Below are 26,849 nucleotides of genomic sequence, written 5' to 3'. Positions count from 1 at the left end.
AGGAGTGGGAAGAAATGATAACGGAAAAAATCAATTTCTCATTGGATCATCCTATCATGAGAGGCCATAAGGTTTTTGGTGAAGCGTTATTACCCGGTCTTGCCTATATAGATTTGATGTATCAAGTATTTCAAGAGCACGGCTGTGCGTACAATGAGCTCGAACTGAAACACGTGACGATTTATCAGCCTTTAACCGTCAGTGAAACGGATAAAATCATTCTGACCATTCAATGTTCAGAAAGCGGAGATGGAAAGTGGTCCATCTCCCTTTCAGGGCAGAAACAGCAAGGAGATGAGCTGTCAGAGCCAATCCAATATGCGACGGCCGAAATGCATAAAAGAGATGCAGTCACGTTTGACGAAACCATTGACTTCAACGATTGGAAACAATCAGCACGCTCCTCTGATCTGAATGATATGTATAATCGCTGCCTGGGCCATGACTTGGCGCACTCTGGCATGATGAAATCAAGCGGGCGGCTGTATGAAACGGACGACAGCGTGCTGATTGATCTGTCAGCCGAAGAAGGAAAGGACGCTTTTTTGTTCCACCCGGCTCTTTTGGATGCGAGCGGCATAGGGGCAAGCGGTTTGCTGTCTGAAACAAACCGCCTTCACCTGCCCTTATACTATGAATCGTTTGCGGCCGCGGACACTCTGCAAACAGAGTGCGCGGCGCGTATCCGGTCTTCGGCCGTCCGTCAGGAAAAAGAACTCACATACATGACGATTGAGTACTTTAACAAATCCGGACGAAAGGTGGCCGAGCTTAAAAACTTTGCGGGAAAAGCGGTGCGTGACAAAGAAGCCGTACTCACAGAAAAAGCTGAACAGAAAACAAGTGAGCCGGAAAGCGCAAACGAGAAAGAAATCATCCTTTTCCTGCGCAAGCTCTTAGCCGAAAAACTGGACAGGCCCGCAGAAAAACTGGATATCCTTGCCGGCTACTATGAACTCGGTCTGGACTCTTCATCTTTACTTGAAATTGTTCAGGACATCAGCATGAAGACGGGCGCAGCCCTTGCGCCCACGCTTCTCTTTGAATATACGAACATAAAAGAACTGGCAGCCTATCTGAAAGAAACGGTTTCAATTGAAGGGGCGGCGAATCCCTCATGCACACCTTCTTCTGAAGCTGAAACAGCGTCCGAACCGGCAGATCGTGAAAAAGCCGGAGATATCGCGATTATCGGAATGGCCGGACGCTATCCGAAAGCGAAAAATGTGGCAGAGTTTTGGGAAAATCTCAAGGCCGGAATTGATTGCATCACCGAAGTTCCGAAGTCCCGCTGGGATTGGCGGACATATGCAGACGTGACGTCTCCGTCAGGAAAAACAGTGTCGAAATGGGGCGGTTTTATCGACGATGCCGACTGCTTCGATCCGCAGTTTTTCAGAATATCGCCGCGTGAAGCAGAAACGATGGACCCGCAGGAACGCCTGTTTTTAGAGACGTGCTGGGAAACGATTGAAGACGCGGGTTATACGCCTAAGACGCTTGGCGGAAACGAACGAAAAAAACACCCAATCGGCGTATTTGCGGGCGTGATGCATAAGGATTACTCATTGATCGGCGCAGAACAATTATCGGAAACAAATCCGTTTCCCGTCTCGCTTAATTATGCTCAAATCGCCAACAGGGTGTCGTATTACTGTGATTTCCACGGCCCGAGCATCGCGGTTGATACGGTATGCTCCTCGTCATTGACAGCCGTTCACCTGGCTATTGAAAGCATCCGCAGCGGAGAATGTGAAGCGGCGTTAGCAGGGGGAGTAAACCTGTCTTTGCATCCGGCGAAATATATCAGCTACGGAAGCGTGGGCATGCACTCAAGTGACGGGCGGTGCCGCACGTTTGGCAAAGATGGGGACGGCTACGTTTCCGGAGAGGGCGTCGGAGCGGTATTACTGAAGCCTTTACAGAAAGCCGAACAAGACGGCGACCGGATTTATGCCGTGATTAAAGGAAGCGCCGTTAACCATGTAGGAAAAGTAAGCGGAATTACCGTTCCTAGCCCTGCGGCACAGGCAGATGTCATTGAGGCATGCCTGAAAAAAGCGGGTGTCAGTCCGCGGACAGTCAGCTATGTGGAAGCCCATGGAACGGGAACTTCGTTAGGAGATCCGATTGAAATTGAAGGGCTGGCAAAAGCATTCAGCCAAGGAACGCACGATAAGAAATTTTGCTCAATCGGTTCAGTAAAGTCAAATATCGGCCATGCCGAGTCTGCGGCCGGCATCAGCGGGTTAACCAAAGCGGTGCTCCAGCTTCATCATAAAACGCTTGTGAAATCCCTGCATTCCGCAGAATTAAATCCGTATGTAAAGCTCGATCAATCACCTTTTTACGTGCAGCAAGAAACAGCTCCGTGGCAAAAGCCGAAAGCTGAAGAGAACGGACAAGTGACTCATTACCCGCGCCGAGCCGGACTCAGTTCCTTCGGGGCATCAGGCTCAAACGCGCATATCATCTTAGAAGAATACATTCCGCCTGCACATCAAGGCACTGTATTAGAAAACGACGTATGCAAGATCATTCCGCTTTCCGCGAGAAATAGAGACAGGCTGTCAGCGTATGCAAAAAAGCTTGCCCAGTCACTGCCTGAAAAAGCGTCACTTTCTGAAATTGCCTGCACGCTCCAGACAGGCCGTGAAGCAATGGAGGAACGAGTTGTCTTTTTCGTTAAAGACATCCATGATCTAAAGCAGAAGCTGAACGATTTCGCAAACGGAAAAGAAAACATACCGGACTGCTGGCGCGGACAAGCCGAGATGCCGGAAAGCACCTCCGCTCCTGAAACGGATAATGTGAAGCAGCTTGCCGAGGCATGGGCGGAAGGGAAACATGTGGATTGGAGCAAGCGGTACGGCAAACATAAACCGCTGAAAATCAGCGTTCCGACTTATCCGTTTGCCAAAGAGCGTTATTGGATTCCGCAGCAAAAGCAACAAGAAAAAAGTCCGTCAGGCATCGTGCTGCACCCGCTTTTACAACAGAATACATCTGATTTTTCACAGCAGCGGTTCACTTCTGTCTTTACGGGAGATGAATTTTTCCTTTCTGACCATGTCGTAGACGGCAAAAAGATATTGCCGGGAGTCGCCTATTTGGAAATGGCCGGAGAGGCTGTGAAAAAAGCGGCGGGTGTGCAGGAAAAACATCAATGCATCTCACTCAAAAATGTCGTCTGGGTCCGTCCGATCATCATTGAAAACGAACCGAAGGAAATACATATTGCCCTTTATCCTGAGGATAATGGAGAGATTACCTACGAAATATACAGCGAGGCGGAAGGAAGAAATGAAGATCCTGTCATTCACAGCCAAGGTGAAGCGGTCATTACAGCAGCCGAAGATGTACAGTTAGATATCGCGTCTTTACAGGCGCAATGCAGCCTGGAGACGGTGACTGCAGCTGAGTGCTATGATGCATTTCAAAAGATTGGGCTTGATTACGGCGCGGCTTATCGGGGCGTTCAGAAATTGCTGATCGGAGAAGACCGATTGCTCGCCAATATTTCACTTCCGTCTGCCGTAAAAGAGAGCAGACAGCAATATACGCTTCATCCGAGCATAATGGACGCGGCTTTTCACGCCTCCATCGGCTTGCTTGTCCGCTCGATTCATGACGATGCCAAAAGCCATCAGCTCTCTTTGCCGTTTGCGATGCAGGAAGTGGAAGTACTCGGTGCGTGCCCGGAAGCGGTGTGGTCATATATCCGCTACAGTGAAGGAAGCAAAGCAGAGGACAAAGTAAGGAAGTTTGACATCGATATTTGTGATGATACCGGTACGGTTTATGTAAGGATGAAAGGCGCGTCTGTCCGGGCGCTTGACAATACCCAAACCGGTCAGCCGCCCGTCGGCCATACGATGATGATTCCTGCTTGGGAGCCGGTTGCAGCTAAACGAAACGGCAATGTCAAAACGCTGGCAGGACAAGCTGCAGTATTCGGAGGAACCGAATCCCAGCACACGCTTATCAAACGGCATTTGCCAAACGCGGCATTTTTGCCTATCAGAAGCACGGATGATATCACCTTCATGACGAAAATGCTCGAAGCATCAGCATGGGAACAGATCATTTGGCTCGCCCCGCAGGCCGATTCAGCGGACAGTCTCAAAGAGCAGGAACGCAACGTTTTTCATGTGTTTAAGCTGATGAAAGCTTTGCTTACATTGGGATACGGGGAGAAAAACCTAAACTGGTGCTTTGTCACAGAGGAAGCCCAGCCGTTTTGTGAGCATGACGGCGCCAATCCGTCTCAAGCTGCCATTTGCGGCTTAGCGGGAACGATGGCGAAAGAATACCCGCATTGGAATATCCGCGTGATCGACACGGAAAAGGACGGCATCTGGCCGATCAACGATGTAATATCTCTGTCAGCTGAGAAAAACGGGCAAATTTGGGCGTACCGCCAACAGCAGCTGTTCGAGCGGCAATTGATTCCGCTCGCAAACGTTCCGAAAAACGGCTCGTTATATAAAACAGGCGGCGTATATGTCGTCATCGGAGGCGCCGGTTATCTCGGCGAGGCGTGGAGTGAATATATGATCCGCCGCTATCAGGCCCGCGTCATTTGGATCGGAAGAAGCCGGATAAATGAGTCGATACAGGCAAAGCTGGACAGGCTTGCCGCATACGGTCCGGCTCCTGAGTATGTTTCAGCCGATGCCGCCGACAGTGCCTCATTAGAGCGGGCTTATCACCGTATAAAAGAGCGCTGCACAAACATTAATGGTGTCATTCATTCGGCAATGGATCTTTCTGAGCAAAGCCTGAACAGTATGGATCTAGATGAATTCAGATCGGTGCTGAAGGCAAAAGCCGACGTAAGCGTGTCTATGGCAAAAGTGTTTGAGCGGGAGCCGCTTGACTTTGCGCTCTTTTTCTCCTCACTTGTGGCATTTATCCATAATGTGAAACAAAGCCACTATGCTTCAGGCTGCGTCTTTAGTGATGCATTCGCGAAAGAGCTTGAATTGAACTGGAACTGCCCGGTGAAAGTGATGAATTGGGGATATTGGGGGAACAGCGAAGCCGCTGAAGACGGCAATTTTGTTCAGCTCATGGATCAAATCGGACTTGGATTGATTGAACCGGATGCCGCGATGGAGGCGTTAGAAGCGCTCTTGACCATGCCTCTGCATCAAGCGGCTTTCATTCATACGACAAAACCAATTGCTGTAGAAGGCATGAATGAACAAGAACAGATGTCCGTTTATCTGCCGCAGCCTCTCACCGCTGCAGCACAGCTGGATGTGCGCCCGCCCGAAGCGGAAACGTTAAGAGGCGCTGAACACGGGGAGCTGGATGATTTTCTTTATCAGCTGCTGATCGCCCAGCTTAAGGAAGCAGGCTTGTTAACACCGGAGAGCATGAAAGCGTATGAGCCTGAGCATGCTTATTTTAAAAAATGGCTCGAACAAAGTGTGGCTTTCCTGCTGGAGCATCGTTATCTTGATGGAGATACGGATTCATTTACCCTTTCTGCCCGGGCAAAAAGGGCAAGCGGCTCGATATGGCAGGAATGGGAGCGGAGAAAAGGAGAGTGGCTGAATAACGCCAATACGAAAGCGATGTCCGTTTTAGCTGAAACGATGCTCAAAGCACTGCCGGACATCTTACGGGAAAACGTGCCGGCGACGGATATCATGTTCCCTCACTCTTCCATGGAACTTGTTGAAGGGATATATAAGCATAATCAAGTCGCTGATTACTTTAACAGCGTGCTTTCCGACACATTAACAGCCTATGTGAAAGAACGGATCAGCCAAGATACTGAAGCCTCTATCCGCATATTGGAAATCGGGGCTGGTACCGGCGGAACAAGCGCGGGAATCTTTGAAAAGCTGAAGCCGTATCAGAACAATATAAAAGAATACTGCTATACCGATTTATCAAAAGCCTTTCTCGTGCATGCTGAAACCGAATATGGCGAAAAGAACCCTTATCTGACTTATAAAATCTTTAATGCAGAAGCGCCGCTTTCTCATCAGGACATAGATCCCGGCGCATACGACATTGTCGTTGCCGCAAATGTGCTTCATGCGACGAAAGACATCCGCCAAACGCTGAGAAACGCAAAAGCGGTTCTGAAGCATAACGGTTTGCTGCTTTTAAACGAAATGGCGGGAAACAGCCTGTTTCCGCATATTACCTTCGGACTGCTTGAAGGCTGGTGGCTTCATGAAGATACAAAGCTGCGCATTCCGGGGTGCCCGGGCCTGTATCCTGAAAGCTGGAAGCAAGTGTTAGAAAGCGAAGGCTACCATTCGGTCTTTTTCCCTGCTGAAGCGGCACACGATTTGAGTCATCAGATCATCGCGGCTAACAGCAACGGCATCGTCCGTCAGACTTTGCAGACTGTATCCGGGAATCGGGATGCAGCGCCGCAAGCCCAGCCGGCTCCGCCTGCTGATCAGCAGGCGGCCGTGCAAAAAAGTGACGTCTCCTTAAAGGAAAAAAGCACGGAGTATATGAAAACATTAATAGGAGAAACGTTAAAAATTCCGCCAAGCCATATCGATTCGAAAGCGCCGCTTGAGAAATACGGAATCGATTCCATCGTCGTCGTACAGCTGACAAATACGTTGCGAAATGTCTTAGACCAAGTCAGCAGCACCTTATTTTTTGAATATCAGACGATCGATGCTCTTGTCGAACACTTAATCAAAACAAAAAGAGACGCGATGATTAAATTGACCGGAGCTGTGCCTGTTCAAGCAGAACCGGAGACAGCTTCAAAACCGCAGGAGGCAAAACCTGTGACGCCTCTTCAGACATCCCGCCGTTACCGAAGGGAAAAACTGATCACGGCAGAGACAGCGCCGCAGAATACAGTACGTGACGTTGCCATCATCGGCGTTTCAGGCAGATATCCGCAAGCAAAAACGGCCGCCGCTCTTTGGGACAATATTAAAAAGGGAAAAAACTGCATTGAAGAAATTCCGGAAGACCGTTGGAACTGGCAGGATTATTACGATGAAGAAAAAGGAAAAGAAGGCTCTATTTATACGAAATGGGGCGGCTTTATAGAGGATATGGACAAATTTGATCCGCTCTTCTTTCAGATTTCTCCTTTAGAAGCAGAGCGGATGGACCCGCAAGAGCGTCTGTTTTTAGAGACGGCTTACGCCAGTATCGAAGACGCGGGCTACACGCCTGATAACCTGTGTCAAAGCAGAAAAATCGGCGTGTTTGCCGGAGCGATGAACAAAAACTATCCGACCGGCTACGGCTATTGGTCCATCGCCAACAGAATATCATATCTTTTTGACTTCCAAGGGCCGAGCATTGCAGTGGACACAGCCTGCTCTTCTTCCCTGACGGCGATTCACCTGGCGCTTGAAAGCATATACAGCGGGTCAAGCGAGTGTGCCATTGCAGGAGGCGTAAATATTGTCACAGATCCGATTCATTATATGAATCTATCGGTCATGAACATGCTGTCTGCAAGCGATACATGCAAATCATTCGGAGACCGCGCGGACGGGTTTACAGACGGAGAGGGTGTAGGCGCTGTCGTTTTAAAACCATTAGACAAAGCGATTGCCGACAACGACCATATTTACGGCGTTATTAAAGGCAGCACGCTCAACAGCGGCGGCAAAACGAACGGCTACACAGTTCCGAATCCGAATGCACAAGCCGCACTAATCAAAGAAGCTCTTCAAAGGGCGAATGTCCCGGCGCGGACCGTCAGCTATATTGAAGCCCACGGCACGGGAACGGCATTAGGCGATCCGATTGAAATTGCCGGATTAACAAAAGCATTTGAAGAGGAAACAACGGACAGACAATTTTGCGCCATCGGCTCCGCCAAATCAAATATCGGCCATTGCGAAAGCGCGGCCGGGATTGCCGGACTGACCAAAATATTATTCCAGCTGAAAGACCGCAAGATTGCTCCGTCACTGCACGCGAAACAGCTGAACCCTAATATTGATTTCGCATATACGCCGTTTATCGTTCAGCAGGAGCTCGGTGAGTGGAAACGCCCTGTCATCGACGGCAAAGAATGTCCGAGACGGGCGGGATTAAGCAGCTTCGGCGCGGGGGGAGCGAATGCCCACCTGGTCATAGAAGAATATATTGCTGACAAAGAGCCCGTTCAACCGGCTTATCCGCCCGCAATAATCGTGCTGTCTGCGAAAAACAGCGAACGGCTCAATGAGAAAGCAAAACAGCTCACAGCCGCCATCCGTGACAACAGGTACGACGACTCAGATCTTATCAATATGGCCTACACTCTTCAAACGGGCCGTGTACCGATGGAGGAGCGTCTCGGCGTTATCGTTCATTCGCTTAAAGAACTTGAGGAAAAACTGAATGCGTTTATCACTGGGGAAGAGACCGCCGGGGTGTACCGAGACGGAACGGAAGAAAACAAACGGATGCTCAGCGTATTTGCGGCGGATGAGGATATGGGAGCCATCATTGATGCTTGGATAAGCAAAGGCAAATTTTCAAAACTGCTTGAGCTTTGGGTAAAAGGGGTGGATGTGAACTGGGCGAAACTGTACGGCGACATTCCGCCGGCACGCATCAGTCTTCCTGCTTATCCGTTTGCAAAAGAACGCTTTTGGCACCAGCAGCCCGCAGAACGAAAAGCTGCTCCTGTGAGCAAACGATCTGCTGAAAAAGACACAGTGGAGCGCTTTGAGGTGATGGCTTTCCGGGAAGTGCTGAAAGAACAGGCCGTGCCGCAAGCAGGAGAAAAGAAAATCAAAACGCTGATTTCTTTCCTTTCTGACCCAGTGAAGCAGCAGGCGGCCGTCTCGGCAGTCCGGTCATTTGACAGTGAAGCAAAAGTCATTTTTATAGCACAGGGGGACCGGTACGAAGCTTTTCCTTCCGGCAGCTATCAAGTGGCGCGGAAAGATCCGCATTCCTATGAAAAAGCCTTTACGCATATTCAAAAAGAACATGGCGAAGCCTCTGCTGTTTTATATTTATGGACGCTGGAAGACAAAAGCTGTATAGAAGATTATTCATGTATCGTCTATCTATTGCAGGCAATGGCTGCAGCCAAGCTCCAGCCTGAACGGGTATTACTGGCGGGAGCATTTGAAACGGGTCTTGAAAGATGCTATCTGGAGTCGTGGATCGGCTTTGAACGGTCGCTCGGCATCGTCCTTCCGAAAACAAACATCACCGGCCTTTTCCAAAAAGCAGGCGGAACGATGACTGACTGGATGGAGAAAATATGGGCAGAGCTGAAGGGCGAAACAGAACATACCGCTTTCTATGAAAAGGGAACACGCTTTGTGTATCATATGGATCGGGCTCAATTAACGCGGGGGAACAACAGACTCAGAACCGGCGGAACATATCTCATTACAGGCGGATTAGGAGGCCTTGGTTACTTATTTGCCCGTCATCTGGCCCGGAATTATCAGGCCAATGTCGTTCTCACGGGCCGATCGCCAATCGATGAGAAAAAGAAAGAAAAAATGAAAGAACTCATGGAGCTGGGAGCGGGCGTCATTTATGCTGAAGCCGATGTCTGCGATCCGATCGGCATGGGTGACTGCATAAAGCGCGCCAAAGAACGGTTTGGGGCAATTCACGGCGTCATTCATGCGGCCGGTATCGAAAGCAAAACGTCTATTTTTGAGAAAGAAATCGAGAATTTCCAACAGACGATTGAGCCGAAAGTGAGAGGAAGCCTGCTTCTTGACGAGTGGCTGAAAGAAGAAACGCCAGATTTCATCTGCTACTTCTCTTCCACCTCGGCTGTTTTGGGAGACTTTGGATGCTGTGATTATGCGGCGGCGAACAGGTTCCAAATGGCGTACGCACAATATAAAAACGAACGTGCAGCGCATGGGAAAGCCTTTGTGATCAACTGGCCGGTATGGAAAAACGGCGGAATGGGAGTCGGCGGTGAAGAGACGACGGGAATGTACTTGAAATCAAGCGGCCAGCGCCTGTTAGAAACAGAAGAAGGCATTGACTTATTCGAGCGTATTATATCCCAAGAAGACTCGCAGTATCTGGTCATTGCCGGAAAAAGAAGCCGAGCTGAGCGCTTTTTAGGAATCCGTCAGCAAGCCTCGGCAGAACTGCCAGCTCCATCTGAAATAATAGCGCCGCTCCAGGCTGAAAGCGTGGAGGAACGCCTTGAGTCGGATATGAAAGAGCTGATTCACAGCCTGATTAAAATATCCAAGGACAAGCTCGTCCTGCATAAAAATTGGGCGGAATTCGGATTTGATTCTATCTATTTAGCAAAATTCGCCGCTCTCTTATCGAAACATTACGGCATTGAAGTGACACCGGCGTTATTTTACAGCTATGCAACGCTCGGGGATCTCATGAAATACTATCTGACAGAACATGAAGAGGCGATCGAGAGGTTTTACCGGACAGAAGAGACGCCGGTTCAGACCGATTCAGAAACCGCTGAGCCTGAAAACAAGGAGCCGTACACGGATCAGGAGATCATCGCCATGATGAAACAAGTCTCAGAAGGAACATTAGATTTTGAAAGAGTGCAAGACATCATAGAAGGGAGTAAAACGTATGAATCATAAAGAACTTCTCGATGCCTACAGATCAGGAATTCTCTCCATCGCCGAGGTCGAACGGCAGCTTCATGCCTTGAAGCGGACATCTGCAAAACGTCCGCTTTCAGAAGGCCAAAAAGGTTTGTGGATGCTTCAAAAGATGTTTCCCGAGATGAGCGCTTATAACATCCCGTTATGCTTTCGTTTTCAAAAGCTGGATATAGAGACATTTAAAAATGCCCTTTTGTTTGTGCAGCGTCAGCATCCCATTTTAACTAGTCTTATAAAAGAGGAGAACGGCCTTCCTTATCAGACTGAGGAGCCCGGCGCACTCTTGACGGCTGAGGAAATGGATATTTCAGATCTCAGCGAACGTGATATCGTGCCGTTTATAAAGGAAAAAGCAAAAGAACCTTTTGCGCTTGAAACCGGGCCGTTAATGCGCGTTCATGTGTTCCGGCAGGCGAAGCAGAAATCGATTGTTTTGATTACCATACACCATATTATTTTTGACGGCGTGTCACTTATGACGTTTATGACGGCATTATTAGACGCGTATACGAAATTGAGCGAAGGCAAAGAGCCGAACGTTGTGCTGGCAGAGGCAGATTACCATGATTTTGTTTTATGGGAGCAAGAGCTGTTAAAGAGTGACACAGGGAAGGCGTATCTCTCTTATTGGAAACAGCAGCTTAACGGACCGCTGCCGGTTCTTGAGCTTCCGGCCGATTATCCGAGATCCTCGGTTCAAACTTGCAGGGGGCAGGCGTATCAGCGCTTGCTTCCTGATGAACTGAACCAGCAAATAAAAGCTGCCGCCCGCACTCATAATGTAAATGAATCCGTTGTGTTTCTCGCTATTTTCAAAGGTTTGCTCTATCAATATACGAATCAGAATGATGTGATCGTCGGTATGCCGACAATGGGGCGGTCTGAGGCTCAATTTGAGTCTGTGATCGGATACTTCATTAACATGATCGCGGTCAGAAGCAGGGAAACAGGCAGTAAATCGTTTACGGCGTTTATGAAGGAACTGCAGCTGACGCTTGCAGAAGGCTTAGACCATGCTGCCTACCCGTTTCCGGCGCTTGTTAAAGAACTGAAGGCTGATCGCTCACCGGCAGTATCGCCTGTTTTTCAAACCGCCTTTTTCTATCAAAATTTCTTCCAGACAGAAGGCGCCGAAAAGCTGAGCGAACAATATGAATCACTCGGCATTGAAATGATAGAGGAGATTCATCAAGAAGGGGAATTCGAGCTCGCGCTTGAAGTCTATAAAAAAGAAAATGAAACCGTCCTGCAATTTCTGTACAACCCGGATATATACAGCGCTTCTTCTATCGAACGGATGGCTGAGCATTACGTAAAGCTGGCAGAAAAAGTCCTTTCTGATCCGGCTGTCACGTTTGAAGGATGCTCTGGCCTGCTTCATAAAGAACAAGGCGTGCAACAGAAATATAATACGTCAAACGAGCGCTGCATTCATGATGTGTTTACAGAAAAAGCGGAGCGTTATCCTGATAAAAAAGCTGTGATCTTCGGTGAACAAAGTCTTACATACCGCGAATTAGATGAACGCAGCACAGCGCTTGCCGCGTATCTCCAGGAAAAGGGCGTCAGTCCGGAATGCCCGGTCGGCATTTGTACGGAGCGTTCATTTGAGATGGTCATCGGGATACTCGGTATTTTAAAAGCAGGCGGAGCATATGTGCCGCTGGACCCTGCGTTTCCGAATGAGCGATTAGCGCACGTATTGGCCGACAGCGGTGTCTCAATCGTATTAACGCAAGCAAAAACACGGGGCAGGATCGATCAATTAAATGCCGGCGTCAGCACCGTGCAGATTGAAGACAGCCGCCGCTCTCTCGCAGGGAAGAAACTGGAGCGCCTTACAGAACCGCATCACCTTGCGTATATCCTTTACACGTCCGGCAGTACGGGGAAACCGAAAGGCGTCATGGTTGAGCACCGGGCCATCATGAATACACTGCAATTTCTGGAAGCCGAGTACCCGGTCGGACAAGAGGACGCGTATTTGTTAAAAACGAATTATGTATTTGACGTATCAATATCAGAATTATTCGGCTGGTTTATCGGAAACGGCCGTCTGGTCATTTTGCCGCCGGACGGAGAAAAAAATCCGCAGCTTTGCATGGATTATATTCAGACTCATCAGGTGACGCATTTGAATTTCGCCCCTGCCGTATTTAATGTGTTTCTGGAAACGGTAAAACGGTATACGTCATTTACAGAGCACGGTCCTGTTAAATATGTGATGGTCGCGGGTGAGGCTTTTCCGAAAGAACTTGTCAAAAAAGCCGTCTCAATTTTTAAAAATACCAGAATCGAAAACATATACGGCCCGACGGAAACGTCCATATATGCCGCTTACTACAGCTGCAATCATGAGGAGATCACGAGCCGGAATACGCCGATCGGCAAACCGATTGACAATACACGGGCTTATATCGTCGACGAAAAGCTTACCCCCGTTCCCGACGGTGTTGCCGGCGAGCTTTGCGTTGCGGGAGCCGGTTTGGCAAGAGGGTATTATAAACAGCCCGAGCTGACGGCGAAATCGTTTATTGATAACCCGTTTCAGGAAGGGGAAAAACTTTATAAAACAGGCGATTTAGCCAGATGGCTGCCGGACGGAAATATTGAATATGCCGGCCGTATTGACAGCCAAGTGAAAATCCGCGGATTCCGCATTGAACTGGGCGCGATTGAAACAAAGCTCAGTGAACACCCGGACATTCTTGATCAGGCGGTTGTTGTCCAGCAGCAAAACGGCCATAAAAAACTCACAGCGTATTATACAGCGCGAACCGATCATGCAGCAGATGCAAAAGCGCTGCGTCAGCATCTCTTATCGAGTCTGCCGGATTATATGGTCCCTGCGCATTTTATCCGCTTGGACGCAATGCCATTATCGCCGAGCGGAAAAGTGAACCGGAAAGACCTTGAGCAGCGTCAAGCGATTGTCCATCAACAAGAAATCGTGAGCAAGATGCCGTTATCAGAAGCGGAAGCCAAGGTCACCCGCATATGGGAAGAGCTGCTGAATACGACAGGCATCCGAACGGAAGACGGATTTTTCGATGTGGGAGGCGACTCACTTCTTGCTGTGGCGGCGGCTGAACGAATCAAACAGGAGCTTGAATGCGGATTTACCGTCACAGATTTGTTTGAACACTCTACAATTCAGGCAATCAGCCAATTTATCGTCGAAACGAAACAGGCGGATGAAACGTATTTGCCTGATGAATATGAAAGAGAAAGAGCACAAGAGACATATGATGCGATGCCGCCTTATTTTGAAGACAGCGTAGCGATTGTAGGCATGTCCTGTCAATTCCCGGGTGCGAAAAATCATCGTGAGTTTTGGAAGCAGTTAAAAGAAGGCAAAGAAAGCGTCCGATTCTTCTCGGCTGAAGAGCTTCGCGAAGCCGGTGTTCCGGAAGATCTGATCGGAAACCCGGATTATGTTCCGGCGTTATCAACAATAGAAGGAAAAGATTTGTTTGATCCTGGTTTCTTTCACATTTCTCCTAAAGATGCTGAATTTATGGACCCTCAGCTCCGGCTTTTGCTGCTTCATTCTTGGAAAGCGGTCGAGGACGCGGGATATGTGGCAAAAGACATTCCGAATACAAGCGTTTATATGTCTGCGAGCAATAACTCATACAGGTCGCTTTTACCGGAGAAAACGACAGAAGGCCATGACTCTCCTGACGGCTATGTTTCATGGGTGTTGGCTCAGAGCGGTACAATTCCGACGATGGTTTCCCATAAGCTCGGATTAAAGGGGCCAAGCTATTTCGTCCATTCAAATTGCTCGTCGTCACTGGTCGGTCTTTATTCAGCGTATAAAAGCATAACGGGCGGAGAATCAGAATATGCGCTCGTCGGCGGCGCGACTCTGCATGCAAGCACAAGCATCGGCTATGTGCATCAGACCGGTTTGAATTTTTCAAGCGACGGGCATGTCAAAGCGTTTGACGCCTCAGCCGACGGTATGGCCGGCGGAGAGGGGGCTGCCGTTATTCTGCTGAAAAAAGCGTCACAAGCCGTAAAAGACGGAGACCATATTTACGCGATGCTTCGGGGCATCGGGCTCAACAATGACGGGGCGGATAAAGTCGGTTTTTACGCACCGAGTGTAAAAGGCCAAACAGAGGTAATCCAAAATGTTTTAGACAGCACAAACATTCATCCGGAGACCGTTTCCTATATAGAAGCACACGGCACAGGCACGACATTAGGCGATCCGATTGAAATGTCCGCCTTACAGCAAGTATATAAAAAATATACGGATCAAGAGCAATATTGCGGCATCGGTTCTGTAAAAACGAATATCGGACATTTGGATACAGCGGCCGGCTTGGCCGGATGCATTAAAGTCGCTATGAGTTTATACCATCAGGAGCTTGCGCCAACCATTAACTACACGAAACCGAATCCGAATATCAAATTCGACGGCTCGCCGTTTTATGTGGTGAATGAAAGAAAGCCGCTGCCGGAGAAAGAGACGCCGCATCGCGCCGCGTTAAGTTCGTTTGGGCTCGGAGGAACAAACGCACACGCGATTTTTGAACAATACCGGCAAGAAACGACCGGTGAATCAACCCATGATCAGCCGCCTTATCTCATTCCGTTATCGGCAAAAAACAAGCCGCGCCTTACAGCATACGCGGCTGCTTTATTAGACTTCCTGCATGAAGGCGAAACTGATGTGTCCTTGCGGGACTTAGCGTATACGTATCAGACTGGACGTGAGGCAATGGAAAGCAGAGCTGCCTTTATCACAAACGATATCCATGATTTAAAACACCAGCTGCAGGAATTTATCAATGGCAGTGACAAGAACATTTTACAAGGCGAAAAAGTGAGAAACAAAGAGGCGTCACCTCAGCAGATGGAAGAAGCAGCGGCATCAGAAACAGCGGAAGAAAAGCTGAGCGCATTGGCCGCATTATGGATTGAGGGCGTGCGTGTGGATTGGCGCATGCTGTATAACAAATCAATGCCGCAAAGAATCAGCGCGCCTACCTATCCGTTTGCGGAGGAACGATACTGGCCGGAAGAAAACGCAAAACAAGCTGAAACAAAGCTTTTGCATCCATTGGTTCATCAAAATACATCCATTTTGCAGGAGCAGCGGTTCAGCTCAGTGTTCACGGGAAAAGAGTATTTTATCGCTGAGCATATCATCAAAGGAATGGCGATCGTACCGGCTGCCGTAACGCTGGAGATGGCAAGAGCCGCAGCGGAACAGGGCATCGGCGGTGTAACAGAAGAATCTTTATCCATGCGCTTAAAGCATATCGTGTGGGTTCGTCCGGTAATAGTCGATCAGCAATCGGTTGATGTCCATATCGGACTTTATGAAGAAGAGGACGGGCAGATTCATTACCGAATGTATGGAAAGCCGGAAGCATCCGGTGAAGAGCCTCCTCTTTATAATCAAGGCATCGCGGAAATCATACAAAAAGGCCGCGCGGAAAGATTGGATCTTGATCAGCTGCAGCGTCAATGCACCGAGGGAACAATGGAATCTGAAGCATTTTACAGAGGGATGATCGGAGCTGATTACGGCCCGGGGTACAAGGGTGTACAGCTCGTATACCGAGGGGACGGGCGCTTGCTTGCCAAATTGAAGCTCCCTGAATCCGTGTCACATACAAAAGACGATTATGTCCTTCACCCGAGTATGATGGACGGAGCCTTGCAAGCCGCCGAATATTTGCAGAATGTGACGAGAGCACAGCTGGCAGAAAACGGCGAACCGTTCAAAGCCGCGTTGCCGTTCGCTTTAGAGGAGCTTGAAGTGCTGAAATCATGCGTTACTGATATGTGGGTTCACGTCACATTCAGTGCGAATAATAAAGCCGGCGACCTTATTCAAAAAGCGGATATTGATTTATGTGACAGTGACGGAGAGGTATGTATCCGCATGAGAGGATTTTCCACGCGGATCATGGAAGAAGAGACGAATTCAAGCCTTTCTGCCGGCCGTACTGCGACATTGTTAGCCGAACCGGTCTGGACTGAACAAACTGCCGCAAAGTCTGGCGAAGCATCTCCGTATGATCAGCATATCGTATTTCTTTGTGAATACGATGAAGCTGTCAAAAAAGCAATAGAAGGGAAGCTTGAACACGCAAGCGTCTTTACCTTGGATGCGCGTCCGGGCTCTGCTGAAGCGCGTTTCCAATCGTATGCGGGGCAGCTGTTCGGACACATCAAAACCGTTCTCAAAAGCAAGCCGCAGGGGCGTATTCTCCTTCAGGCTGTCACGCGGTCAACAGGGCTGCAGCAGCTGTTCACAGGGATAACAGGTCTGTTCAAAACAGCAAGCCTGGAGCATTCCAAACTGACCTGCCAAATGATAGAAGCAGAAGACAAAGAAAGCGCCGAAGGCATTGCAGAAAAAATAGCAGAAAATCAAATGCACCCGGAAAATGCACATGTGAAATATGAAAACGGCAAGCGTTATATTGCTGATTGGAGAGAAATGGACGTACCTCAAGAAGAGCCGGACATTCCGTGGAAAGACAGAGGGGTTTATCTCATTACGGGCGGCGCCGGAGGTTTAGGCCTGATTTTTGCAAAAGAGATAGCGAAACGTACGGAAGAGTCTGTCATCATTTTAACCGGGCGCTCCGCTCTTGGAGAAAAGCAGGAAAACACGCTTGAAAGCTTGCGCAGCACGGGCGCTTCTGTATGCTACGAGCAAACGGATATCACAGAAGAAGCCGAGGTATACCAATTAATCCGCGGCATCCGACAAAAGTACGGAAAGCTTGACGGCATCCTTCACAGCGCCGGAATCATTAAGGATAACTACATGGTGAAAAAGCCGGCCGAAGAATTCCAAGAAGTACTGGCTCCTAAAGTGAAAGGCCTTGTATACCTTGATGAAGCCTCCAAAAATGAGACATTAGATTTCTTTATTGTTTTTTCGTCTTTATCAGGAGTGCTGGGAAGTATCGGCCAAGCCGACTATGCGTCGGCAAATGTCTTTATGGATGTGTATGCTGAGTACCGGCAATCTCTTACACAGTCAGGAGAAAGATACGGGAAGACGCTTTCTGTCAGCTGGCCTTTATGGAAAGAGGGCGGAATGCGTGCGGATCAGCACACAAAAGACATGCTGATGCAGCAAGCGGGCGTTGCGCCGCTGAGCACACAAGCAGGCATCAACGCTTTATATCAAGGCTTGATGAGCGGTGCAGCCCGGATGACGGTATTTGAAGGAGATGTGAATAACATTAAAGCGAAGCTGCTTCACCAACAGGACGATAAGCCGAAAGCTGAGACTGAAAAGCGGCATGACATTGACGCTGACAGCCTGCTTGAAAAAGTGAAACATCTGTTAAAACAGCAGGCATCCGCTTTGTTAAAAGTAAAGGTTGACAGTATTGACCATCATGAAGAAATGACAAAATACGGGCTTGATTCCATTTCGATGACGGAATTTACAAACCAACTAAACCGAACGTACCAGCTTAAGCTGACACCGACGATTTTCTTTGATCATCCGACGATACATGAATTTGCCGTCCATTTAACCGAAGAATACGAAGCTGAATTCGCTAAACGGTTTACGGTAAGCACGAAAACAAATCAAGCCGCCGAGCCGGCGAGAAAGACTCAAAACATGCATTCAGCTGTAAAGCGGCGCCGGACTCAGCCTGCTGCCAAACCAGAGACAAAACGCCATGATACGCAGCGTGAGCCGATTGCCATCGTTGGAATCAGCGGAATTTTCCCGATGGCCGAAGACATTGACGCCTACTGGCAAAACCTTAAAGAGGGCAAAGACTGCATGACAGAAATTCCGAAAGACCGCTGGGATTGGCGGGACTATTATGGCGATCCTGCAAAAGAAGCCAATAAAACCAACGTCAAGCGGGGCGGGTTTATTGACGGAATTGCTGAATTTGATCCGCTGTTTTTCGGCATCTCTCCTCGTGAAGCGGAACAAATGGACCCTCAGCAGCGCCTTTTGTTAACGTACGCGTGGAAGGCGATAGAGGATGCGGGGTATGCAGCAAAGAGTCTGTCAGGCACAAAAACAGGTGTGTTTATCGGTACGGGAAATACAGGATACGGCTCACTGCTGGCCAATGCGAATTCGGCGATTGAGGGTTCATCAGCGGCGAATACAAGTCCGTCAGTCGGACCGAACCGCGTCAGCTACACGCTCAATCTGCACGGCCCGAGCGAACCGATTGATACGGCTTGCTCAAGCTCGCTCGTCGCCATCCATCACGCCATCTCTTCCATTGAAGAAGGGACGTGCGACATGGCTTTGGCAGGGGGAATCAATACGATTATTCTGCCGGACGTATACATCAGCTTTGATAAAGCCGGCGCGCTGAGCAAAGAAGGGCGATGCAAAACGTTCTCAGATCAAGCCGACGGTTTTGCGCATGGCGAAGGAGCCGGTCTCTTTTTCTTGAAAAGGTTAACAGCGGCTGAAGAAGCTGGAGACCATATTTACGGTGTGATCAAAGGAAGCGCCGTGAATCACGGCGGCCGGGCGGCTTCTTTAACAACGCCCAACCCGAAACAGCAGGCGGAAGTTATAAAAGCCGCATACCAAAAAGCGGGCATCGATCCGAAAACAGTCACGTATATCGAGGCCCACGGCACCGGGACAGAGCTTGGAGATCCCGTTGAAATTAACGGTCTGAAAGCAGCTTTCAGCTCATTCGCTGACGAGAAAGACAAAACGACGGGATATTGCGGCTTAGGATCGGTAAAAACGAATATCGGTCATTTATCTCTCGCAGCCGGAGCGGCGGGCATCATTAAAATTTTGATGCAGATGAAGCATAAAACTTTGGTAAAAAGCCTTCATTGCGAGACGGTGAATCCGTACATTAAGCTCGAGGACAGCCCGTTTTATCTCGTGCGGGAAACGATGGATTGGCAAGCGCAAAAAGATGAACGAGGCCAAGAACAGCCGCGCCGCGCGGGCATCAGCTCATTCGGAATCGGCGGCGTCAACGCCCACATCATCATAGAAGAATACATTCCGACCGATCGAGAGGAAACAGATCAGTCTCACCAGCATCCGGGCCTTTTCGTCCTGTCGGCCAAGAATGAAAAACGCTTGAAAGAACAAGCTGAGCAGCTGAAACATGCAATTCAGCAAAAGCGGTACGATCAATTGAGCTTGGTTTCTATGGCTTATACCCTCCAAACGGGAAGGGACGCCATGGAAGAGCGTCTGGCGATCATTGCGGGCACCGCTGAAGAACTGCAAGAAAAACTGTCTCAATTTGTAAATGAAGACGAGAGTGCTGACCTGTACAGAGGCAGAATCGACAAAGGCACGCTGCAAATGCTGACCGAGGATGAAGAAATTCAAGAAGCCGTGGAAAAATGGATGGCGCGCGGGAAATATGCGAAACTGCTTGAATTATGGGTAAAAGGATTAGATGTCGATTGGGCGAAGCTGTACGGAGACCATCCGCCTAAACGCATCAGCCTGCCGACATACCCTTTTGCAAAAGACCGTTATTGGGTGTCCGGCACCGCGCATAAAAATGAAGGCAAAGGCACCGCTTTTACAGGAGCCGGAGCAGTATTACATCCGCTTTTGCACCGGAATACATCCAATCTGACAGAACAGCGGTTCAGCTCCACCTATACGGGTGAAGAATTTTACCTCGCGGATCATGTAGTCAAGGGCGTGCCGATCTTACCGGGAGTCGCACATCTTGAAATGGCGCGGGCAGCGATGGAAGAAGCGGCCGAATTGCAAGCAGGAGAAGGAAGCGTGAAACTGAAAAATACGGTTTGGGTGCGTCCGATCACAATTGATGAGGAGCCATTAGACGTAAACATCCGGCTCGTTCCTGACGATACGGATGACGTTCAATACGATATTTACAGCTATTCAGAAACTGCTGATCCGATCGTTTACAGCCAAGGATCTGCATCTGTCCATCCAGAAGCGCAAGCCCCCGTGCTTGATTTGCAGCATCTGCAAGCCCAATGCGTCCAAAGCCCGTTTACTGTAGGCGAAGTATACGATACGTACCGCATGATCGGCTTTGATTACGGTCCGGCTTTCCGGGGTGTCGAAGCCATTTATACTGGTGAGAATTTCGTCTTAGGCAAACTGTCGCTGCATCCTGCTTGTATGGATACTTTAGAGGACTACACCATGCATCCGGGATTAATGGATTCGGCGCTGCAGGCATCAAGCATATTGACCGGGACAAACGATCAAAAGCTGATGCTGCCATTTGCGGTTCAGGAGCTTGAGGTATTCGGCAGGTGTTCTGCTGACATGTGGGTGTACGCCAGACTTTCTGAAGATAACAAAGCGGCAGACCGCGTAGAAAAACGCGATATTGATATTTGTGATGAGAACGGTGCGGTTTGTGTCCGGCTGAAAGGATTGTCCTTCAGGTCAGCTGAAAAAGAACCGGCGAAAAAAGCGGAAACATTAGAAACGCTGATGTTTGAACCTGTATGGACTCGAAACAGCCAGAAAGCAGACCAGCCAGCGCCTGTTTTTGCCCGGCATATCGTGATGCTTTGTGAAACAAATGCCGGAACAAAAGAAACTGTTGAAGCCGGTGTTGCGGGCGCCGAATGCATTGAGCTGGCCTCCGCGCATAAGGGAGCGGCGGAACGCTACCGCGATTATGCCGAGCAGGTATTAGAAACGCTGCAGCAAATTTTGGCGGAAAAACCGGAAGGAGACGTGCTTGTACAAGCCGTCCTCTCTAAAACGGATAAACATCAGCTGTTCTCAGGGCTTTCAAGTCTGTTAAAAACCGCCGGCTTGGAAAATAAAAAACTAAAAGCCCAGCTCATCGAAGTGGAGGCGGCCGAAAACGGCAAAATCGCTGACATCATAAAAGAGAATAAAAATCATGCCGATGACGGCCGCGTGAAATATGAAAACGGCATACGATACAGCGCTGACGTCAAGGAAGTGGCCATCCCTGACAAAAACATCCGCACCCCGTGGAAAGACGGCGGCATCTATCTTATTACCGGAGGAGCCGGCGGACTTGGCTTTATTTTCGCAAAGGAAATCGCCGCAAAAGTGAATCAGCCGACACTTATTCTGACGGGCCGTTCCGCATTAAGTGCGAATCAGCAAAAACAGCTGGAGTCACTCAAGATGCTAGGAGCAAACGCGGAATACAGACAGACGGATGTGACGGAAGCGCAAGCGGCTGCTGACGTCATAAAAAGCATAGAGACAAAATACGGAGACCTACACGGCATCATCCACAGCGCGGGTGTAATGAAGGATCAATATGTTGTAAAGAAAACGAAAAAAGAGCTGCACGGCGTATTGGCGCCTAAAGCAGACGGATTTGTCAATTTGGATGAAGCAACCACGCATCTGGCTTTGGACTTCTTCATCGTCTTTTCATCCATATCCGGTGTCACCGGCAATCCGGGACAGGCGGATTATGCGGCAGCAAACGCATTTATGGATAGCTATGCGGCATACCGCAACGCGCTTGTTACTGCGATGTACCGCCACGGGCATACACTGTCGATCAATTGGCCGCTGTGGAAAGACGGCGGTATGCAAGTAGATGAAGAGACGGCGAAGCTCACGATGAAGAGAACCGGTGTGACGCCGATGCGGACAGAAACCGGGATAGAAGCGCTTTATCAAGCGTGGAACACGGGAAAAACCAGCGTGCTCGTCATGGAAGGAATTCGTGAGGTGATGCAGGAAAAGCTGCTCCAAAAAGCGCCTTCATCGGCTGCACCGGCCAAAACGGCGGAAGAAACGGCCGCTCCGAAGGGCTTGTCGGCAAAACTTCAGGATTTGCTGGCAGACGAGGTCTCCGCGCTTCTTAAAATAAAACCTGAAGAGATCGATACAGATCTGGAGTTCAACCAATACGGCTTCGATTCCATCACATTGACGGAATTCGCAAACAAGCTGAACGAAACATACCATCTAGATCTCACGCCGACGATATTTTTTGAATATGCCACCATCCAAACATTAGCGGCGTATTTATCAAAAGAATATAAAACGCAATTTACAGACCGGACGCAGCCGAAAGAAGAAAAACAAATTCGCACAAAAAACGATACAGACATCAGGCTGACAGGCAAAAAAAGATTTGCCAAACCGGTTATAAAGCCTGTTCAGACAGAGATGAAACAAACTTCTGAGCCGGTCGCCATCGTAGGAATGAGCGGGGTGTTCCCGAAAGCAAAAGATATTGATGAATACTGGAAAAACCTTGAAAAAGGAGCGGATTGCATTACAGAGGTGCCCGCTGATCGCTGGGATTGGCGTGAGTATTACGGCGACCCGCTGTATGAAGCAAATAAAACAAACGTAAAATGGGGCGGATTTATCGACGGAGTCGCGGATTTTGATCCGCTGTTCTTCGGAATTTCTCCGTTGGAAGCCGAGCAGATGGATCCCCAGCAGCGCCTGTTAATGATGTACGCTTGGAAAGCGATAGAAGATGCGGGATACTCTGCAAAAAGCCTTTCCGGCACGAAAACAGGTCTTTATATCGGCACGGGGAATACAGGCTACGGCTCGTTATTTTCGGATCTGGACATCGGCGGGGCGTCTGCCGCTAATATGAGCCCGTCAGCGGGACCGAACCGTGTCAGCTATATGCTGAACCTGCACGGCCCGAGTGAACCGATCGACACGGCTTGCTCAAGCTCGCTAGTTGCCATTCATCACGCCGTGTGCGCGATTGAAAATGGGAATTGCGATATGGCAATCGCGGGCGGTGTCAATACTGTCGTCACCCCGCAAGGACATATCGCCTATGACAAAGCCGGAGCGCTGAGCAAAGAAGGAAAATGCAAAACGTTCTCAGACCGGGCTGACGGATTTGCCGTCAGTGAAGGCGCGGGTATTCTTTTCTTGAAAAAACTATCAGAAGCAGAAAAGGCGGGCGATCATATTTACGGCGTCATCAAAGGCAGTGCGGTCAATCACGGCGGACGCGCGAACTCCTTGACTACGCCTAACCCGAAAGCGCAGGCCGAAGTTGTCAGAACGGCATACGAAAAAGCGGGCATCGATCCGAGAACCGTCACCTATATTGAAGCCCACGGAACCGGAACTGAGCTTGGCGACCCTGTAGAAATTAACGGGCTGAAAGCCGCTTTCCAAAAGCTGTACGAAAAAAACGGAGATTCAGCCGTGCATACAAGCCATTGCGGTTTAGGGTCGGCAAAAACGAATATCGGCCACCTGTCACTTGCTGCGGGTGTCGCGGGTGTCATCAAGGTATTAATGCAAATGAAGCATAAAACACTTGCGAAAAGCCTTCACAGCGAGGTGATCAACCCGTACATCAAGCTGAAGGACAGCCCGTTCTACATCGTACAGGAAAAGAGAGAATGGAACGCGCTGAAAGACGAAAAAGGCAATGATGTACCGCGCCGCGCGGGAATCAGTTCATTTGGCATCGGCGGAGTCAACGCGCACGTTGTCATTGAAGAATATATACCGAGACAAGCTGAGAAAGCTGTTACACCAAAAAGGCCTCACATTTTCGTATTATCGGCAAAGGATGAGGAACGTCTGAAGGAACAGGCGCAGCAGCTGGCGGATACCTCCTTTAGAGACGGTCAGCTTTTCGACATGGCCTATACATTGCAGGCCGGCCGTGATGCCATGGAAGAGAGAGCGGCCATTATCGCTTTATCGGCCGAAGAGCTGCGGGACAAGCTGAACAGCTGTGCCAAAGGACGCTATGACATTTCCGGCATCTATAAAGGTAAAACGGATAAAGCAGCAATGAAAGCAATGATGGCAAACGGAAATGTCCGAGAGAATATCGAAGAGTGGCAAAAACGCCGCGAGATTGACAAGCTTGCTGAACTGTGGGTGCAAGGAATCGATATGAATTGGGATGGCCTATACGAGGAAACGCAGCCTAAGCGAGTCAGTCTGCCGACCTACCCGTTTGCAAAAGAGCGGTACTGGATCACTGATAACCGGCCAAAAGCGCAGAAACCGGGAGCCGATGTGACGGCGGCGCGGGTGCTGCATCCGCTGCTGCATGAAAATATCTCAGATTTGACTGAGCAGCGGTTCCGATCCGTCTTTACGGGACAAGAGACGATTTTTACTGACCATATGATCAAAGGCAAACCGGTCATGCCGGGTGTGGCTTATTTGGAAATGGCCCGTGCAGCCGTTACTCAGGCAGTCAAAGGACAAAAGGAACATCCATCTGTCATCCGTCTGAAAAATATCGTTTGGGTTCAGCCGATAGAAGCGGCCGGCCAGCCGATAGAAGCTGAGATCAGCCTTGTTCCGAAGGAGAACGGCGAGATCGCTTATGACATCTATACCGCATCACAGACAGCATCAAACGGCCGGCAGATTCACTGTCAGGGAGCGGCCGGCATTCTCGGCGCTGCAGAGGCTCCGCGCCGTGATTTGGCCGCGCTGAAAGCTCAATGCGAAGAAAATATGCTGACTTCCGGAGAGTGTTACGGCTTATTCAGTAAAATCGGAATTGATTACGGTCCCGGACAACAGGGAATCAAAACAATTTACATCGGGAACAATCAAGCATTAGCTGAGCTTATGCTGCCTTCAACCCTTGAAGGTACGGCAGATCAATATGTTCTGCATCCGTGTTTGCTTGATTCTGCCTTGCAAGCCACAATCGGGCTGAAACTTCACGCCGATGACAATCAGCTGTCACTGCCGTTCGCCCTTGAGGAGATTGACATTTTCAGTCCGTGCACATCCCGCATGTGGGCATATGTCAACTCCCGGGGAGCGGAGGGGAAAATACAGCGCCTTGATATCGACTTATGTGACGAAAGCGGGCGTGTCTGTGTCAGAATCAAGGGGATTTCTTCAAGAATGATGGAAGAAACGGCTCCGGAAAAATCATTAAACGGGGCGAACCTGCTGGCCCCTGTATGGGACCATGCGGACATCCGTGACAAAAGCCCGTTGCTTCGTGAAGATCAAGTTCTCTTTATCGCGGGAGACGAGGAGAGCGCGGCTTTTCAAAGGCAGCATCCGTTTGCAAAAAGGCTCTTCATAGCCCCCGGTGACGAAATAGAGGCTGTTACAGCTGAAATGAAAGCTGCCGGGCCGTTTGACCACATCGTCTGGATTGCCCCTTTCCGCGGCTATGAGGATATGGTGAAAGCTCAGGACGAGGGCGTCATTCAGATGTACAGAGTGATAAAAGCGATGCTTGCTTTAGGATATGACAGTCAGCAAGTGAGCCTGACTGCGGTAACGGTGATGACCCAATCCGTTCTGCCGGATGACATCGTCAGTCCTGTTCATGCAGGCATTCACGGTTTGATCGGCTCCTTGGCAAAAGAATATCCAAACTGGAAAACAAGGCTGATCGACGCCGGAGATCCTGGTGATGTATCAGACGCTGAGCTGTTCTCGGTGCCGTTTGACCCAGAGGGACACACATGGGCATATCGAAACAATCGCTGGTACAAACAGCGTCTCATTCCTGTGCAGCAGCAAGTATCAGGTCAGCCCGCATATCAAAAAGGCGGCGTATATGTCGTCATAGGCGGCGCCGGCGGAATCGGCGAAGCATGGAGTGAATACGCCGTAAAAACCTATCAAGCCCGCGTCATTTGGATCGGCAGGCGAAAACATGACAGCGCCATCCAAGCTAAAATCGACAGGCTTGCGCAAATAGGCCCTGCTCCTGTTTATATCGAAGCCGACGCGGCAAATCTAGACGAGCTCCGATACGCGTATGAAACGATCAAACGCATGCACCCGCGGATTAACGGAATCATTCATTCTGCGATCGTCTTAGAGGATCAGAGTCTGGCTCATATGCCGGAAAGCCGCTTCAAAAGCGTGCTTGCCGCAAAAGTCGATGTCAGCGTGAATATGGCTCGCGTTTTTCAAAAAGAGCCTCTGGACTTTGCTTTGTTCTTCTCATCCGTCCAATCGTTCGCACGGGCGGCCGGGCAAAGCAATTATGCCGCCGGATGCAGCTTTAAGGACGCCTTTGCCGCTCATTTATCTCAAATCTGGCCGTGTACGGCAGCCGTGATGAATTGGAGCTATTGGGGCAGCGTCGGAATCGTGTCATCGTCTGAATATCAAGAAAGAATGAAACAGGCCGGTGTAGGTTCAATTGAAGCGCCTGAAGCGATGGCGGCGCTGGAACGATTGCTCGGCGGGCCGCTGAACCAGCTTGTCATGATGAAACCTGAGAAAGAACCGGATGAACAGCCTGATGAAATCATTGAAGTATATCCGGAACACCACGGCTCGGCGATGCAAAAACTGCGAAGCTATCGGCCTAAAGTAACAAGACATGTACAACAACTGAGTTAAGGAGGAGA

At 49.5% G+C, this 26,849-nt stretch carries 2 protein-coding genes; both read left to right on the top strand.

The window, feature by feature from the left end:
- Positions 1-14: 14 nt before the first annotated feature.
- Positions 15-10,541 carry an SDR family NAD(P)-dependent oxidoreductase gene (locus KY305_RS17190; protein WP_223063576.1) on the top strand — a complete coding sequence of 3,509 codons (10,527 nt, stop codon included), beginning with the start codon at positions 15-17 and terminating at the stop codon, positions 10,539-10,541.
- A complete protein-coding gene (locus KY305_RS17185; protein ID WP_223063575.1) occupies positions 10,531-26,841 on the top strand; it encodes a non-ribosomal peptide synthetase in 16,311 nt (5,436 codons plus the stop codon). The genes KY305_RS17190 and KY305_RS17185 overlap by 11 nt, the downstream gene beginning before the upstream one ends.
- Positions 26,842-26,849 lie beyond the last annotated feature (8 nt).

This window comes from Bacillus sp. YC2 (genome assembly GCF_019891195.1).
In the GTDB taxonomy this organism is placed as follows: Bacteria; Bacillota; Bacilli; order Bacillales; family Bacillaceae; genus Bacillus.
The sequence above is the reverse complement of the archived record's forward strand: the minus strand, read 5'-3'. Positions and strand labels throughout refer to the sequence as shown.

What these genes read in the sequence shown, in the direction of transcription:
- KY305_RS17190 (WP_223063576.1), top strand. Translation starts at nt 15, where the DNA reads ATGATAACGGAAAAAATCAATTTCTCATTGGATCATCCTATCATGAGA.
- KY305_RS17185 (WP_223063575.1), top strand. Translation starts at nt 10,531, where the DNA reads ATGAATCATAAAGAACTTCTCGATGCCTACAGATCAGGAATTCTCTCC.